This window comes from Alteromonas sp. ABH4_457, from assembly GCF_056160625.1.
The window spans coordinates 528,551-545,063 of the sequence record NZ_JBSWXN010000001.1; the positions used below are offsets into that span (position 1 = coordinate 528,551).

Below are 16,513 nucleotides of genomic sequence, written 5' to 3' on the forward strand. Positions count from 1 at the left end.
AACAACAGAAATAACGTTCGCCGGCACGAAGCTTACCCGCCGGCGCATTTAATACAATGATTTACTTAGATTTGATCGCTTCTTCGATACGTTTTTTTGTATCCAGAAGCGATTTATTACTGGGCCGTAAGTTCAGTGCTTTCATAATCCATTGATAGGCATCACTGTATCGCTTCTCTTCATAGAGTAACCAGGCGATATTGTTCATGGCCTGCCAGTTCTTTGGTTGGGCACTAACCAGTTGCTCGTAGAAGCTGATTGCTGCCTGCTTATCGGTTTTAGCCAGCTCACTGACATAGAACAAATCGGCTTCATCATAGCCCTGTGATATGTCAGCAGCCTTTTTCAGGACAGCGAGTGCCTCTTCATCCTGACCGTTATTTTTTAATGCTTTATAAAGTAGCTGCGCTGACTTAGGTGTTTTGAGTTTATCGAACGCTTCCTGCAGGGCTGGAATAGCTGCTGAAAAGTCTTCGTTGCCCGCTTGTGCCCGGCCTGTTATCTCCATCGCTCTGGCGCTGTTAGCAAACTCCGGCGGTAAACCTGCAATAATAGCCATGGCTTCGTCATAACGCTTTTCATTCACCAGAATATGGCTTTTCAGTAACTGTAACTGAGGTGCCTCAGCCACACCTTCAGGCATATTTTTAATTGCCCGTAATGCGGCCTTGCCACCTTCAGCCTGCATCATGGCTTCAGCATAGGCTTCAAAAACCTGAATAGTTGCAAAACCCGATTTTATAGAGTTTCGCAGTACATCCAGAGCAGCCAGGGGCTGACCCATCGACATATAAGACTGGGAAAGTAAAAAATCCACCTTGGGTTGTTCACCGAAACCAAAAATAGAACTGCGGGACAGTGATACCACTTCCTTGTAGTCCTGTTTGAGGAAAGCCGCAAACAATGTGCTGAAAGCACTGGTTTTGCTATTTTGCGCTAAAATATTGTCAATCGTTTTGAAGGTCGCTTTTTTATCTGGGAGTGCCTGAGCAGACACATAGGCGCCGGTTAAAGCAATCTGATCATTCGGCTGTTCTTTCAGTACCCGGCTGTAGGCTTTCAGGGCTTCTTCTGCATCACCATTTCTGAATGCTTTTTCTGCAAAGTACTTTGCCGCTTCAATGTTAGCAGGTTCAAGGGTACGCACCTTAGTATACAAAGCCTCAAGTGCATCTGTGTTACCGGTATATGATTCAAATTGGGCAGAAATCAGATAGTTTTCGGCATTGTCCGGTTCCGCTTCAATCCATTCATTAATAATTGAACGGGCCTCTTCTTCATCCCCGTTAGTGGCTTTCATGGCGACCAGGAACAACTTAGATTGTGTACTGTTACCTTCCGCTGCATCTTTTACGATTTGTTGCGATGATGTTTCCAGTAAATCTTCGCCGTCACTGTCACCCACAGACAGCTTCAACAGGCCGAGTTGCTGTTGCTGCACCGGATTTTGAAAAGCATCATTTTTGACGTTGGAAAGGATTTCGGCGGCTTTATTTCTTTCACCGGAGAAGATCAGCGCTGAAGCCGCTTTTGTCGCCAGTCGGGTATTGCTGGTAACAAGTGACGGATACTTCTTATATAAAGAATAACTGTCCAGGGTATCACCGGCAGATAATTTTGCTGCAATATACATTTGCAGGCCCGGATGATTGGGGGGGAATTTATCGACGACCTTTTCCAGGTAGGAAAGTGCCTGCTCGTAGTTCCCGATCTGGAAATGTGAGATCCCTGCGATATACACGGATGTCATATTCACCATATTCTGGTTCAGTGAAATATCTATGTGTCTGGCGGCACTTTCAAAATCGTGCTCAGACAGGGCAATAATTGCCATTTGCTGATTCGCCAGCGGTTGGTCAGCAGACAATGAAAGCACTTTCTCTACATAAGTTTGTGCCTTTTTGAACTCTTTCGCTTTTATGTAAGCTTCTGCAATATTCAGATTAAGCTGGGCAAAGAAAGGCTTAAGTGCCAGCAAAGCTTCGTAGTTCTCAGCTGCTTCTTTAAACTGACCTGATGCCTGGAGAATTTCCGCAGTCAGTGACCGAATCATCCAGTCATCCGGGTATTTTTCTGATAGTGCCGATAAAACAGTTATGTCGCCGGGGTTATCCGAAAGCAAGTACCCGTTGATTATTAAAGCATAGTCGTCAATTTTGCTTTTTATTGCTGGCGTTGCGTTTTCTTTAGCCAACTCCCCGGCGACTTTCAGGTGTTCTTCAGCCTGTTCCTGCGATCTTGAGCGACCCGATATTACGGCAGCTATCAGTTCTGCAGAAATACGCTGCTCGTTGCTGAGTTGCCCCTTAAATTCTTCAAAGGTAACTTCGAAAATATCCAGATCAGCCATGGAATACAGGGATAAAAAATACTCATCCGCAAAATCGTTAATATCACCGCGTTGGGTGAGTACCTTGTCGAAGGTCGTAATGGCGCTGACCATATCACCAATATCGAAATAGACTTTCGCTAATTCAATACGGGGGCGAACATCAGTTGGGGATTGCTGTACGGCTGCTTTTAAATGAACAATAGCTTGCTTGTAATTGTCTTCACTAAGTGCATCTTCTGCTTTATTTAATCGTTCTTCTACAGTCATTTGAGAACAGGCGGTGGTGAGCAGCGTTGCGGTGACAAAAGCGGCAATTCGGGTTCGTTTCAATATATCCATACTATACAGCGCATCCGGGATTTAAAAATGAGTGAATACTTTACGGGGTATCGTCTGAAAAGAAAAGTATGCAAACGTATCAGGGGTTTTTAAATTGAAGACACAAAAAAAGGCGACATTCGTCGCCTTTTTTCAGAGTGTAAAAACAATCTTATTTGTTTTTACGACGAGCAGATACACCCAGACCCATCAGGCCAAGCGCCAGAACTGCAACAGTTGAAGGCTCTGGAACAGATACTGGAACTGCCTGGAATACAGCAGAAACGTCACCAGTGATGTTCTCTAAGTCAGACAGACTGTCGTAGTCGCCGTTTACTGTCAGGTAAGAGTAGAACGGAGCAGGGCTCACGAAGTAATCCATACCAGCAGTAGTCAGAGTAAAATCTGTGAAGTCGAAGTTATAGTTACCAGTACCAGCTGCGAAGTCGTAGTTACCGTATGCATTAGTAACGTCGTCAGCAGTAGCGATAAGAATATCGTCGCCATTGTTCAGAGTAGTACCTGCTAACAGGTCGTCTGAAGTTGTGTCGCTGTTTACGTCGATGTACAGCTGCAGGCTAGCTGAAGTCGCTGCGAAAGACGTACCTGAAGTGCTTGTACCAGAAGCAGTCAGGATTGCATATACACTGTAACCAAAGTTCAGGTAAGATGAAGAACCTTTGTATACGTCAGTACCTTCGTTAGCGTACAGTGCAGACATAGTTGCGAATGCACCAGTAGTGAAGCCAGAACCGTTGAATACCAGCTCTTCAACGTAACCACCGTTGAATTTGTCAGCAGTCAGTACTGAACCACCGTAAGGGGTTTCGTCAACCTGGAAATCCATGAACTCAGCTGAGCTTGTGAAAGAAGCTAACAAACCAGCAGTCAATGCGAAAGATTTTACAACTTTATTAAATTTCATAACCATCTCCATATTAAATTCGTTCGGCTGTTAGGCCTCGCTGATAATAAAGCATGTGGTGTGCCAACTTTTTATCTGTATGAATTTGTTGGTTTTTTTATTTTTATTGCCTACTTGTAAAAACTGCGTGTAAAAATCCCTGACACAAATTTTATTATTTTCCGCTAACTACTTTCTCAGCGATTTTGAACTTCAATTTTTGTAGCCAGCCACGGTTACCAAACGGACACCAGGTCTTACTGAGCTTATTCTTGTATGCATCGAAATGCAGGCCATAAGGTGCACACAACACTTTGCCTCTTCCCAGCAGAATCTTCAGCGCATAGGTCTCTGCAATACCAGCACATAAGTTTACCGCCATGGCTGTTGAGGGGCCGCGCTGCTCGTGGAAATCTACAGCATCCTGATCAACAAGATAGTTACGCTGGAGCATCGCCGGTGATAAGCCAATCAGAAACTGGATTAATTGTCCTTCTTCTGTTTGCTTGTCGTTAAAACGGAAATATTCTTCATAGGTCATTTTGCCGGGCATAAAACAAAGCAGGGCAGCGCCCATGCCAAGCGGTGCCGCTGTCACGACTGGTATACCTTTCTCATAGCAACGGCTGAAAACCAGTTTCCTCGCAGCCAGGGCGAAGAAATCGAGACTATCTATATAAAGGTCGACGCCATGAAGAAATTGATCAACGTTCGTTTCATCGATTCCGGCAGGAAAGCTGCCAATCTGTATTTCCGGATTAATATCCTTCAACATAGCAGACATGACTTCAATCTTGTTCTGATCTTTTGTCGACACAAAAGCGCCGGACTGGCGGTTAATATTGTGTATATCGAACTGGTCAAAATCAGAGATGTTAATTTTTCCGACACCCAGTCTGGCAAGTGTCAGACTATGCAGTCCGCCAACACCGCCACAACCTGCAATTGCCACCCGTTTTGTGCGCAGTGAAGCTTGTTCATCATGCGTTACCCAGCCAATATTTCTGGAAAACGCCACATCATAGTTAAAATCCATACGCTATCCGGTTATCCTGCGCGAAGCAGTTTGTCATGAACCTTTATAGGGTAAGCTAATATCGTGACATGTAAAATGCTATCATCAGAAAAAAGCCGGATTACCTGATAGGGACATTAGAATGAATATAATAAGAGTGCTGTTCGTCAGCATGACAATTGTGCTGACTTCACTTCCTGTTTGTCATACTGCTTTTGCAGAAGCATTGCCTGAGGTCGTAAAAAAGGTGAAGCCTTCCGTGGTGGGGGTGGGCTTTTATGCGCCGCTGGCCACCGTCAGCCATCAATTAAAAGGGACTGGTTTCGTTGTCGGAAATGGAAAATATGTAGTGACCAACCATCATGTGATCACAGCATTTCCTACAGAAGAAAATGTAAAATTTAACCAGGTCGTGTTCGTACCCGAAGGCCGTAAGATGGGAATTGCGCGGGTAAAACAAGTTTATAAAGATGAAGAGCATGATCTGGCCATCCTGGAAATGGCCCATGAATTACCACCTGTCAGTCTGCTATCAGCAACAGATGTGGTTGAAGATGGTACTGCAATCGCAATGACCGGTTTTCCCATTGGCGCCGTATTAGGATTGTACCCGGCCACACACAGAGGCATTGTTGCCGCGTATACGCCTAACGTGATCTCGGCTTCGAATAGTGCTCAATTGTCGCAAGCTTATCTGGACAGCTTACGCAACCCTTTCATGGTATATCAACTTGATATTACCGCTTACCCCGGCAACAGCGGCAGCCCCGTGTATGAAGCGGCTACCGGAGAGGTGTTAGGGGTAATCAATAAAGTGTTCGTTAAGAAAACAAAAGAGTCGGCAATTACTTCGCCCAGCGGTATCACTTATGCCATTCCGGTGAAGCATGTTTACGCACTGGCTGAGAAGCACGGGATAACGTTGTAAGCAAAGGTGCTTATTTTTATTAAGATGTAAAAAGCGGAGTCATTCTTGCTTGTGGTCATGGTGACAAGTAGTCGCTTTAGAAGTTTGATTGAGTATCTTGCTCATCATGCAGCATTTATTTCAGGGAGCACGATATGAAAGTGTTAGTAACCGGAGCCGCTGGCTTTATCGGATCATTTGTTGCCGCGCAATTAACGGAGCGTGGCGATGAAGTCGTAGGGATCGATAATCTGAATGATTATTATGAAGTGTCATTAAAGGAAGCCCGGCTTGAAAGGGTATCGTCTTTACCTTCCGGCCATCTTTTTACGTTTATTAAAATGGGCGTTGAAGATCGTGCTGCGATGGAGGCCCTCTTTGCAGAACACAAATTTGATAAGGTGGTTCACTTAGCTGCCCAGGCAGGAGTGCGTTATTCGCTGGAAAATCCTCATGCTTATATTGATGCGAATATTGTCGGCTTTATGAATGTGCTCGAAGGTTGCAGACATAATCAGGTTAAACACCTGGTTTACGCTTCATCCAGCTCTGTTTACGGTGCCAATGAAAGCATGCCTTTCGCCGTCGAAGATAACGTGGATCATCCGGTATCTCTGTATGCAGCCAGTAAAAAAGCCAATGAGCTGATGGCCCACACCTACAGTCATTTGTACGGGTTGCCGACCACAGGACTGCGGTTCTTTACCGTTTATGGTCCCTGGGGACGTCCTGATATGGCGCTGTTCCTGTTTACCAAAGCGATTCTGGAAGACAAACCTATTAAAGTGTTTAACTACGGCAACCATCGCCGTGACTTTACTTACATCGATGATATTGTGGAAGGTGTCATCGCCACGCTGGACAACGATGCAAAAACGGATGAATCCTGGTCCGGTAAGTCACCAAATCCGGGCTCAAGTAAAGCACCGTGGAAAGTTTATAATATTGGCGCTCAGACGCCGGTACACCTGCTGACTTATATCGAAACTCTCGAGAAGGCGTTAGGAAAGGAAGCAGAAAAAGAAATGCTGCCAATGCAAAAAGGTGATGTGCCTGATACCTACGCTGATGTAGAAGCACTGGTTAAAGATACTGGTTATCGTCCGTCAACAGACATTGATACCGGTATTGCAAAATTTGTGGAATGGTACAGAGGGTTCTACAACGTATAACCCGTGAGCGGAGCGGCAGGGGATCAGTCTTTGATAAACTGCCGCAAATATTCTTCTCGTTCTTCCGGCATCCCCGGAATTTGTTCCCGTAAACTGAGCCGGATCTCATTAAGCATAGAAGCAAAACCCGGCTTCAGACTCCCCTCAAGTAACGGGCGGTTGATGTAATAAGGCGCCCGTTTCCCGTGATAGTCCACTACCGGTCCTATCTGCTGAAATTTAATGCCTACATAACCCATACTTCTTGCAAGTCGGGGCTCCATCATCACATAGGCGTGCTTCACACCGAACTCCAGCGCCGAGGCGGCAGCAGCAAAATATAAACCTACAGCAATAAAAGGAAAACAGCGTAATTCCGTTTCCGAGTAGGTGACCGGGTTGATAGCACCGGTTGCTGAACCGTCGAAGTCATCTGAACGACGTCGCCGGAAGTATTTTGGCACGGCAAGTCTGGATATTTCGCACACCTCGTGGCGTTTAAAATTATCCGGACTCAAATCGTTCCGGGTGATAGAGGAGCGGCAATACTTTTCAATGGGTAATAGCTGATCATCCTGTAATGGTCTGACTGCACGCACAGTGCCGGCCATTTGCTGAGTGCCGATATGGCGAATCATGCAGTGTCTTGAGTAAGCATCAAATTCGTCAGTTTCCAGACCTGACTCTTTCACCGGCTCAAACGCAAGCTCGTCACAATAGACGTTATGCCTGATTTTGTAGACAGACTCTCTCAGAGCATCATCCACTGCCAGAACGGGTTCCAGATACGTACTGAAGTGTGAGGAAATATAGTTAGCTTCCCTGAGCTGCTGATAGCCGGAAAACATCTTTCCTACGCTGGTACGGCGGAACTTTTTATTGATTGTGTCAAATATCGAACGCTTAGCCATAATGGTTTTAACTTCTCACTGCTGCTGACGTCACAATACACCAATGATAGTGCAACGTGACAGCTTAAAAGTGCTGTGTTAGATATCGCTATTGATACTATAGAACAAATTTTGATAGTTGAGCGTTTATCACAAGAAAATCCTTAACAGCCAGCAGAGGCAGGGGATACAGAGGAATAAAGCGTTGCCGGGTAGCTGTTTGACACCGGTAAACAGATATCTGGCTGTATACGTGCCGCGCCGTAAGTTGCTCCTGAGTCGGTTTCGCAGGTTTAATGCTTCAGGCAGGACGCACAAAGAAAAAGCCACGGTTGTGGCTTTTTCTGTTCAGGTACTGAAAGTAAAAAATTACTTTGCCGCCAGCGCGGCTTTCATGTCTTTTCTGCGCTGGTGAAGCAGGGGCTCTGTGTAACCGTTTGGCTGACTTACGCCATCGAAAATCAATTCTTTCGCAGCTTTGAAACCAATGGCGTTGTCGAGATCCGGTGACATCGGGATGTAATCGCTGTCGCCGGCATTTTGTTCATCAACCAGCACTGCCATGCGGGTAAGGGATTCGTTAACCTGCTCCGGCGTAATGATGTTATGTACCAGCCAGTTGGCCAGGTGCTGGGAAGAAATCCTCAAGGTCGCGCGGTCCTCCATCAGACCAACATTATTGATGTCAGGCACTTTTGAACAACCAATCCCCTGATGAACCCAGCGCACCACGTATCCCAGAATGCCCTGTACGTTGTTATCTACTTCACGCTGAATAGCTTCTGCAGACAAAGTCGAGTCTTCAGGCATCAAAGGGATCGTAAGAATATCCGCAATACCGTTATAGTGCTGTTGTTGCATACCGGACTGCAGGGCGAATACATCGACCTCATGGTAATGCAGACTGTGCAACGTGGCAGCCGTGGGAGAGGGGACCCAGGCGGTATTGGCACCGGCCTTCGGATGGCCTATTTTCGCTTCCATCATATTTGCCATCTGATCCGGAATAGGCCACATGCCTTTACCAATCTGTGCGCGGCCGGAAAGCTGACAAGACAGGCCCGTTTGTACATTGGCTTTTTCATAGGCAGCAATCCAGGGCATGGTTTTCAATGCGCCTTTTGCTGCGAATGGCCCTGCCTGCATAGAGGTGTGAATTTCATCACCCGTACGGTCGAGGAAACCGGTATTGATGAAAGCGACACGTGATGAGGCTGCGCCGATGCAGGCTTTCAGATTGATACTGGTGCGGCGCTCTTCATCCATAATACCCATTTTCAGCGTATCCCGGTCGAGGCCCAGCATGGCTTCAACACGGCTGAACAGGCTGTCAGCGAAGGCGACTTCCTCAGGGCCATGCATTTTAGGTTTAACAATATAAATGCTGCCTTCACGGGAGTTACGGAATTTACCATTGGCCAGTAAATCATGTTTAGCAATGAGGGATGTGATCACACCGTCCATCAAGCCTTCAAAGACCGGTTCACCGTCCAGTAAAATCGCATCATTTCGCATGAGGTGACCAACATTGCGTACAAACATGAGGCTGCGGCCGGCCAGTGACAGTTTGCCTGTGCTATCTGCTGTGGTGTATTCACGGTCAGACTGCATAGCACGGACAATCTTTTTGCCGCCTTTTTCCATGGTCAGCGACAGATCGCCTTTCATAAGACCTAACCAGTTTGAATACACCAGTGTTTTATCTTCAGCGTCTACGGCTGCTACAGAATCTTCGCAGTCCATGATTGTTGTCAGCGCTGCTTCAAGCAGCACATCTTTCACCCCGGCAGGATCGGCTTTACCCACCGGGCTTGCGGCATCAATCTGAATTTCAAAATGTAAGCCGTTATGAACAAACAGCAGTGTGTCCGGCGCATCTGCATCGCCAGTGTAGCCAAGGAACTGTTCACTGGTTTGCAGAGTGGTATGGCCGCTTTTCAGGGAAACGGTAAGCGCACCGTCTGTGATGCCGTAGCCGGTTACATCTTTATGGGATGCGTCAGCAAGCGGCAGCAGGGTGTCCATTAATCGTTTTGCTTCAGTGATTACTTTAGCGCCCCGTACAGGATTATAGGTTGTTCCGGCTTCTGCTCCGCCTTCATCGCTGATCACATCTGTACCATACAGCGCGTCATACAGACTTCCCCAGCGGGCATTCGCAGCGTTCAGTGCATAGCGGGCATTATTGATAGGCACAACCAGTTGCGGGCCTGCCATGGTGGCAATCTCTGCATCTACATTGTCCGTCGTGGCAGTGACATTGTCCGGCTCATTCTCCAGATATCCGATTTCCCGCAGAAAGTTCAGATAGTCGTCGCCGGAAGCGGCCTTGCCGCTTTTGTGATAAGCGTCAATTAAGGTTTGGAAATGATCCCGCTTATCCAGCAGAGCCTGATTAAGTGGTGTGAGGTCTGCAAGCAGGGATTCGAAATTCGCCCAGAAAGTGTCTTTATCGACATTAGCGCCGGGCATTGCCTGTTCATTGATGAATGTGTCCAGAACCTCAGCAACCTGAAGTCGTCCGTGTTGAATATACCCTTTCATAATGACCTCTACTCTTTAATGAGTTGTTAGTGTAGAGGTTTCCGGACACTATTTTTAATTTATGGTTTGTATTGCTGTCATAATATTGGTGAATGTTCGCTGGAAGATGACTTACAGATTACTCATCTCAGATGCCAGCTCACCAATTAAACGGCGCAGCCAGATGTGGCCTGCATCATGATGCAGCAAGGCACTCCACGCCATTTTCAACGCAATTGGCGGAATATCGAAAGGAGGATCTTTCACTACAACTTCCGGATCGTCTTTAAACAGTCGCGCCGCTTTGCCCGGTAATGTGGCCACCAGATTTTGTGTTTTAGCTATTTGCAGTGCTGCGTGATAGTGGCGGGTAAACACTCTGATCGCCCGCTGTTTTCCCAGTTTAGTTAATTCAGCATCGACCCAGCCAAGTTTTTGCACTTCATTGGGATCAATACCTACGCCCACACCGAAGCCGGTTTTACTTACCCAGATATGCTGGGCGCTTAAATAACTGTCCAGATCCCATTTCTGGTTTACCAGCGGATGGGATGCGCTGAGCACACAGCTGAAGCTGTCATACCAGATGACTTTCTGGTGAAAGGAAAGAGGCAGTTCGTCGAAGCGGTTTATCGCCATGTCGACTTTACCCTGTTCCACATCGTGGAATGTCACGTCACTCGGCGTGATTAAATCCAGGGTGATATTCGGGGCAATCTTGCTCAAACGGCCGACCAGCTCAAGCAGTAAAGTGCTTTCCGCATAGTCGCTGGTCATGATCCGGAATGTACGGTTGCTGGTGGCCGGGTCAAAATCGGTTTCCGGCTGAATGGAGCTTTCCAGTTTACTGAGTACATCGCGGATGACCGGCTGGAGCTCAAGGGCACGTTTAGTCGGTGTCATGCCTTCGCTGGTTCTCACCAACAACGGATCTTTAAATAAATCTCTTAACCGTTTTAAACCGTTACTCATGGCCGGCTGGGTGATGCTGAGCTGATTAGCGGCGCGGGTAACACTGCCTTCTCTGAGCAAAACATCCAGATAAACCAGAAGATTCAAATCTACTTTGGCTATATTCATGCTCTCAATGCTCCAAATTAGGATTATTATCTGTTGCTATTATAAGCGTCTGGTCCTGATAAGTAAGATAGACTATTAGTCGCAGATTGTTACTGCTTTATTCGCCTGTTGTACTGATACTTTCGACCTGGTTTGACAGCCAGTGTACCCCGGATTTCAAACGGGTGTTTTATTTTTGTGGCTGTGAAATGAATAAAACCGGTGAATATAAAAAAGGCTCCCGAAGGAGCCAGAGGTTAGGAACCTGTGTGTTTATACATCAAACTGGTTCATGGTGTTGTCGTCGCCTGAAGCTTTCAGTGCGCCTTCACCTGAGAAGTACTCTTTATGGGTGTCACCCAGGTCAGAACCGGCCATTGCCTGGTGCTTAACGCACGCCAGACCCTGACGAATTTCTTTACGCTGAACACCTTTAACGTAAGCCAGCATACCTTCGTCACCGAAGTAACCCTGCGCCAGGTTGTCAGTAGACAGTGCCGCAGTGTGGTAGGTAGGCAGTGTGATCAGGTGGTGGAAGATACCCGCTTCACGTGACGCATCACGCTGGAAGGTCTGGATCTTCGCATCAGCATCTGCAGCCAGTTCGCTGTCGTCATATTCTGCAGACATCAGTTTCGCACGGTCGTAAGCAGATACGTCTTTGCCTTCTTCCTGCCATGCATCGAATACCTGCTGACGGAAGTTCAGTGTCCAGTTGAAAGACGGTGAGTTGTTGTAAACCAGTTTCGCATTCGGGATAACTTCACGAATCGCGTCAACCATGTCACCAATCTGACGTACGTGAGGCTTCTCAGTTTCAATCCACAGCAGGTCAGCGCCGTGTTGCAGAGAAGTGATACAGTCAAGAACAACACGGTCGAAACCAGTATTTGCTTTGAACTTGAACAGACCATTAGGCAGACGAACAGGCTTAACCAGTTTGCCGTCTTGCTTAATCACCAGGTCGCCATCAGACAGGTCATCTGCACCGGATACTTCAGTAGTGTCCAGGAATGCATTGTACTGAGAAGCCAGGTCGCCGGGGGCGGTAGATACAGGGATTTTCTGCGTCAGGCCAGCGCCTAATGAGTCAGTACGGGCAACAATTACACCGTCGTCTACGCCCAGCTCTAAGAATGCGTAACGAACAGCGTTGATTTTCGCCAGGAAGTCTTCATGAGGAACAGTAACTTTGCCGTCCTGGTGACCACACTGCTTAGCATCAGATACCTGGTTTTCAATCTGAATACAGCAAGCACCCGCTTCAATCATTTTCTTCGCTAACAGGTAAGTGGCTTCTTCGTTACCGAAACCGGCATCGATGTCAGCAATGATGGGGACTACGTGGGTTTCAAAGTTGTCGATTTGCGCCTGGATTGCTGCAACATCACCACCGTTTGCTTTCGCTGCGTCCAACTGCTTGAATAAATCACCCAGTTCACGTGCATCAGCCTGACGCAGGAAAGTGTAAAGCTCTTCAATCAGCATAGGAACGGTGGTCTTTTCATGCATAGACTGGTCAGGCAGTGGGCCGAACTCAGAACGCAGGGCCGCAACCATCCAGCCGGAGAGGTACAGATAACGTTTGTTGGTAGTACCGTGATGTTTCTTAACAGCCAACATTTTTTGTTGACCTACGAAGCCGTGCCAGCAACCTAAAGATTGGGTATAGCTTGCACTGTCGGCATCATACTCTTCCATATCTTTGCGCATGATAGCGGCAGTGTACTTCGCAATGTCCAGACCAGTTTTGAAACGGCTCTGTGCTTTCATGCGTGCGGCGTACTCTGGGTTAATACCTTCCCAGCTTCCTTTCTGCGCGGCTTTAAGCGTAGCAATAGTATCGATATCTTGCTGATATTGCGACATAGAGGTCTCTCCCGAATTAACTCAAATATGTTGTTTAGGCGATTACGCTGCACTGCGCTCTCGTTAGCTCACATTCATCCTAGTGCCGCAATTCGAATAACGTAAATATATAATTGTCATTCCCGTCATAATATCTGTGAATGAATATTGTTGGGTTTCCAGAAAGGTTACGGCGTTGGTTTCATTTTTTGAGTCTAATTGCTTAAAGCATTATCTTTATTTTCCCCCTATCATTACTCTAATTAAAATAATTCGGGGGGAGTATGAGCAGTATTCTTAGTACCGTCGATCAACGGACTAATCTGGTGGGGGAGAACCGTCTCGAACTACTGATGTTCAGGTTGGGGACCCGTCATGCGTTTGCCATTAACGTTTTTAAGGTTAAAGAAGTCATCGGTGTTCCGAAGATGAATGCTATGCCGGGATCTCACGGCAACTTGTGTGGTGTGACACTTTACAGAGGGAATCCGATTCCTGTCATTGATCTGCGCAGCGCCATTCGTATGAAAAATAGTGGCGATACGAATTACGCTAATAACGTCATCATCACAGAATATAACCGCTCCGTTCAGGGATTTCTGATTGGTGATGTATTAAGCATCGTTAATACATCCTGGCAAAATATTCAGCCGCCGCCGCTGACTATCGGTAAATCAAATTACCTTACTGCCATCAGTCAGATTGAAATTGACGGCAAGAACGAACTGGTAGAAATCATTGATGTAGAAAAAGTGCTGGCTGAGATCATCGATTACGACATTTCTATCTCTGACGGCGTGCTTGATGAGCAGGTTGTCAGTGCTATGCACGGCCGTCAGGTGCTGATTGTGGATGATTCCGCTACTGCACGTAAACAAATCAAAGATACCCTTGCCCAGATAGGATTGTCCTGCCTTGAATGTCACAATGGTGCAGAAGCCCTGGCCTTACTCAAATCATGGGCTGATGAAGGGAAGCGGCCGTCCGACCTTATCTTATTAATGTTTACTGATGCTGAGATGCCGGAAATGGACGGATACCGCTTAACTGCAGAAGTGCGCGGTGATGAGCGAATGAGTGATTTATTTGTTGCCCTGAATACGTCCTTAAGTGGCAGCTTTAATGAGGCCATGGTGGAAAAGGTTGGTTGCAACCGGTTTATCTCTAAATTTCAGCCGGATATGTTAGTTGACGTGGCGCAGCAACGCATGCGCGAACTCCTGACCAGTCAGTCAACGGCTTAGCGTTAAATCGATGAAATTACAGCCTTTCGTGAATTTTTGATGACTCACGGCTTTGGGTTTGGCGCTTGTCCTGATGTGATTTACACTTAGCCACAGTTTTTTTTCCTGTGGATACGACGATGCTAAAAAAAATAAGCGTGTGCTCTCTGGTAGGGCTCACCCTGGCGCAAGGCTGCGCGCAACTCGATAATGCCGGTCATGCGGCACAGAATTCATCAGCACAGCAACAGCCCCGAAATATCATCATGGTAGTGGCCGACGGCATGGGGCCGGCTTACACCACGGCTTACCGCAACTTTGCTGATAACCCTGAAACACCTGACATCGAAGATGTCGTGTTTGACCACATGCTTACCGGCAACGCCTCTACGCATCCGGCGCCGGTTTCCGGTTATGTTACCGACTCTGCGGCTGCGGCTACAGCGCTGGCCACAGGCATTAAATCGTACAATGGTGCCATTGGGGTGGATGCCAACAAGCAACCTGTTGAGTCGGTTCTGCAAAGAGCAAAGCAACTCGGTCTGCGCACTGGTGTTGCGGTCACATCGCAAATCAATCATGCAACGCCCGCTTCTTATCTGGCGCACAATGAAAGCCGTAAGAATTACAACGCCATCGCTGACAGCTTTTTCGACGACCGTATTAATGACGGATTTGTCGCCGATGTCATGCTGGGGGGCGGTACTTCTTATTTCGCCCGTGATGACAGAGATCTCACCGCTTTATTTGCAGATAACGGCTATCAATATGTTGATGACTATGACCAGTTAGCTACATTGCCTGCCGGCACTGACGTGCTGGGACTATTTGCACCGGTGGGATTGCCGGCTGCGCTGGATGACAGTAACCCGCACCGCCTGTCTTTTCTGACTAAAAATGCGATTAAGCATCTTGAGGATCCGGAAGGATTTTTCCTTCTGGTAGAAGCGAGTCAAGTAGACTGGGCAGGACATGCCAATGACATCGGTTCTGCGATGGCGGAAATGGATGATCTGGCTGTTACCATGGAATATCTGCAAAATTATGTAGAAACACACCCTGATACACTGGTTGTGCTTACCGCTGATCACAGTACCGGCGGTTTGACAATTGGCGCAGACGGTATTTACGAGTGGCATCCTGAGTACCTGCGTAACATGAAGGCTTCTGTTTCATCCATTGCTGTCAACATGGTCAGTGAAGCCTCTCCGGCTGCGTATGCTGAAGCGCAACTGGGATTCACTTTTGAAGACGATGACAGTGCAGTGGTAGACAGTATCGCGGCACTGCCTGACTTTGAGGCCCGTGAAACAGCGTTGAAAGCATTCCTTGATAAGAAGACGAATACCGGCTGGACCACTGGTGGCCACACTGGTGTCGATGTGGAAGTTTTTGCATTCGGTGCCGGAGCAGACGCTTTTGCCGGTCAGTTAGATAACACTGACATTGCAAAGCAATTCTTCCGCTTCCTGAACAACCGCTGAGCTGAATGACAGGCGTACTGTGATAATTTTCACAGTACGCTTTGATTCATTTATCGGCTTATGCGCAACACGCCTGCCACCCCGGCAAGGCAAAAAAATAGCCGCAAATTGCGGCTATTTTTTTATCATTGTTTAAATTTACTGATTCAGAAAGTTGTCCAGGTCTTCACCGGTAATTTTGCCAATCTGAGAAAACAGATACCACAATGCAGTCACCAGCAAAATCATGCTCGGGATAACGATAACCGGATAGCTCAGCATCGTCATCCGGCCCAGTTCTTCGGTGTAGGCAGTGGTGCCGGGTTCACTGACCAGAATCATTTTCGCCAGCACATAATTTAATACTGAGGAAAGAAAAAAGGAGCTGGCAACAATGTAAGAGCTGATAGCAATTTTACGTTTGAATTCTTCCTGTTTTCCTTTCTCATCCAGCGCGCGGTTTAAATTTTCCCAGTTAATGATCTGGTCGTTCAGGATGAGCATTTTAACCAGTGGCTTTTTACCAAACTGAGTCACCAGAACTGCAATACCGATAAGCGCCGGAATGGTGGCTTCTTTAATTGCAATATATTCGGCGGGCAGTTTCAATAAACTGATACCGCCGGTAAGGATAACGCTGACAATCCCGAGAACGGAAAAACCATTCACTTTACCGGACTGCTTTAAATCCCAGATGCCGTAAACAATTGGAAAAGCGAGGGCTGCAACGATGCTCCAGGCCGGCCCGAGGTATTCGTCTCCGCTGCCGTAAGACATGATTAAAACAGGGATAACAATATTGAACGCAAGGTTGCCGAAGAAGCCCTGGTTTTGCTGATTTTTGGTTTCTGTGGTGCCGGACATATTTATTTCGTTGTAC

The 16,513-nt window shown here is 47.1% G+C and carries 12 protein-coding genes; 4 read left to right on the plus strand and 8 right to left on the minus strand.

Annotation, left to right across the window (positions count from 1 at the left end):
• Positions 1 to 61: 61 nt before the first annotated feature.
• The 3 genes from ACXAGR_RS02190 to ACXAGR_RS02200 all read right to left on the minus strand — a co-directional run bounded on the left by ACXAGR_RS02190 (position 62) and on the right by ACXAGR_RS02200 (position 4,590).
• The gene (locus ACXAGR_RS02190; protein WP_474847845.1) at positions 62 to 2,671 is read right to left on the minus strand and encodes a tetratricopeptide repeat protein; all 2,610 of its coding nucleotides are present in this window, start codon (positions 2,669 to 2,671) and stop codon (positions 62 to 64) included.
• Between the two features lie 151 nt (positions 2,672 to 2,822).
• A complete protein-coding gene (pepA, locus tag ACXAGR_RS02195; protein WP_474847847.1) occupies positions 2,823 to 3,575 on the minus strand; it encodes a flocculation-associated PEP-CTERM protein PepA in 753 nt (250 codons plus the stop codon).
• Between the two features lie 154 nt (positions 3,576 to 3,729).
• Positions 3,730 to 4,590: a ThiF family adenylyltransferase gene (locus ACXAGR_RS02200; RefSeq protein WP_474847849.1), complete on the minus strand. Its 861-nt coding sequence runs from the start codon at positions 4,588 to 4,590 to the stop codon at positions 3,730 to 3,732.
• A 121-nt stretch (positions 4,591 to 4,711) separates the two neighbouring features.
• Between ACXAGR_RS02200 and ACXAGR_RS02205 the strand changes: the two genes are divergently transcribed.
• Entirely contained in the window at positions 4,712 to 5,497 is a 786-nt protein-coding gene (locus ACXAGR_RS02205; protein WP_474847851.1) for a S1 family peptidase, read from the plus strand.
• A 134-nt stretch (positions 5,498 to 5,631) separates the two neighbouring features.
• Positions 5,632 to 6,648 (plus strand): NAD-dependent epimerase, encoded by a 1,017-nt coding sequence (locus ACXAGR_RS02210; RefSeq protein ID WP_474842664.1) that lies wholly within the window; start codon positions 5,632 to 5,634, stop codon positions 6,646 to 6,648.
• A 23-nt stretch (positions 6,649 to 6,671) separates the two neighbouring features.
• Here ACXAGR_RS02210 and ACXAGR_RS02215 read toward each other — a convergent pair whose 3' ends face one another.
• The 4 genes from ACXAGR_RS02215 to ACXAGR_RS02230 form a co-directional block, all read right to left on the minus strand.
• Complete coding sequence (locus ACXAGR_RS02215) at positions 6,672 to 7,538, minus strand: PEP-CTERM/exosortase system-associated acyltransferase (RefSeq protein ID WP_474842662.1); 867 nt, start codon at positions 7,536 to 7,538, stop codon at positions 6,672 to 6,674.
• Between the two features lie 348 nt (positions 7,539 to 7,886).
• Entirely contained in the window at positions 7,887 to 10,061 is a 2,175-nt protein-coding gene (locus tag ACXAGR_RS02220) for a malate synthase G (RefSeq protein WP_474847853.1), read from the minus strand.
• Positions 10,062 to 10,172: 111 nt separating this feature from the next.
• On the minus strand, positions 10,173 to 11,120 hold the full coding sequence (locus ACXAGR_RS02225) for a LysR family transcriptional regulator (RefSeq protein WP_474842658.1): 948 nt from the start codon (positions 11,118 to 11,120) through the stop codon (positions 10,173 to 10,175).
• A gap of 252 nt (positions 11,121 to 11,372) precedes the next feature.
• On the minus strand, positions 11,373 to 12,968 hold the full coding sequence (locus ACXAGR_RS02230) for an isocitrate lyase (protein WP_474847855.1): 1,596 nt from the start codon (positions 12,966 to 12,968) through the stop codon (positions 11,373 to 11,375).
• Positions 12,969 to 13,231: 263 nt separating this feature from the next.
• Here ACXAGR_RS02230 and ACXAGR_RS02235 point away from each other — a divergent pair, with 263 nt between their 5' ends.
• Both ACXAGR_RS02235 and ACXAGR_RS02240 read left to right on the plus strand, forming a co-directional pair.
• The gene (locus tag ACXAGR_RS02235; protein ID WP_474847856.1) at positions 13,232 to 14,191 is read left to right on the plus strand and encodes a chemotaxis protein CheV; all 960 of its coding nucleotides are present in this window, start codon (positions 13,232 to 13,234) and stop codon (positions 14,189 to 14,191) included.
• Between the two features lie 119 nt (positions 14,192 to 14,310).
• Positions 14,311 to 15,654, plus strand: a complete 1,344-nt coding sequence (locus tag ACXAGR_RS02240) for an alkaline phosphatase (RefSeq protein ID WP_474847858.1) — start codon at positions 14,311 to 14,313, stop codon at positions 15,652 to 15,654.
• Between the two features lie 138 nt (positions 15,655 to 15,792).
• Here ACXAGR_RS02240 and ACXAGR_RS02245 read toward each other — a convergent pair whose 3' ends face one another.
• On the minus strand, positions 15,793 to 16,497 hold the full coding sequence (locus ACXAGR_RS02245) for a VC0807 family protein (RefSeq protein ID WP_474848110.1): 705 nt from the start codon (positions 16,495 to 16,497) through the stop codon (positions 15,793 to 15,795).
• Positions 16,498 to 16,513: the final 16 nt, after the last annotated feature.